The sequence below is a fragment of the Pseudomonas sp. EA_65y_Pfl1_P113 genome, assembly GCF_963970525.1.
GTDB lineage: Bacteria > Pseudomonadota > Gammaproteobacteria > Pseudomonadales > Pseudomonadaceae > Aquipseudomonas > Aquipseudomonas tritici.
The window spans coordinates 1-705 of record NZ_CAXAQM010000169.1; the positions used below are offsets into that span (position 1 = coordinate 1).

Genomic DNA, 705 nt, shown 5'->3' on the forward strand with positions numbered 1-705 from the left:
GTGAGCGGCCCGTTCGGCGCGGCGCCCGCGCGCCACGTCTTCGGCGAGCCGGCGAGCGTGCCGCCCTCGCTCGAACTCGCCCGCCATCAGCAGACCGAGCGCACCTGCGCACTGTGCGGCGCCGTCAAGGTGACCGTGCATGCCCCCGACGGCTCCGCCTGGCGCGAATGGCGGGTGTCATCATCTAGCGCGCAATTGCGGCTCGACGACGACCTGCCGTGCAGGCCGCAGGCCGGGGAGGATGTGTCTTGAGCGATCTCGTCTGTCCCTGTTGCGAACGCCCCTGGCCGATCGGGCGCACGAAGGCCGAAGCGCGCCGGCTGCTCGCGAGAGGTGATACCGAGGGCGCCGCGGTCCTGACTCAGCAAACAGGGCGGATGCAGCGCCAGATTGATTTCCAGCTTGCCCGAGCCCGTGCCGCAGCCAACGCCGGCCTGCCTGGCGTCATCACGCAGGTCGAACCTGCCTTCGCATCAATCGCCGCGGCGATGCGGCGGCTCTATGCTCATCGTGAGCTGACGATCGTCCATACAGCCGAGACGGAATTGCTTGCCGCCGTCGATCCCAACGACCTTGACGAGATGGTCGCCAACCTGGTCGATAATGCCTGCAAGTGGGCTCGTGGTGTTGTCTCGATCAAGGCTACGCGCGATACCCCGACGGGGCAGCTCCTTATTACGATCGTTGATGACGGGCCAGGCATCC

At 67.1% G+C, this 705-nt stretch carries 2 protein-coding genes; both read left to right on the top strand.

The genetic code is table 11. The annotated features are described in order from the left end of the window. Positions 1-252, top strand: a 252-nt coding sequence (locus AACY52_RS28940; RefSeq protein ID WP_339561162.1) for a hypothetical protein, incomplete at its 5' end; no start/stop codon positions are given. Continuing rightward, the coding region (locus AACY52_RS28945) for an ATP-binding protein (protein WP_339561163.1) at positions 249-705 on the top strand (457 nt) is incomplete at its 3' end. The genes AACY52_RS28940 and AACY52_RS28945, both read left to right, overlap by 4 nt.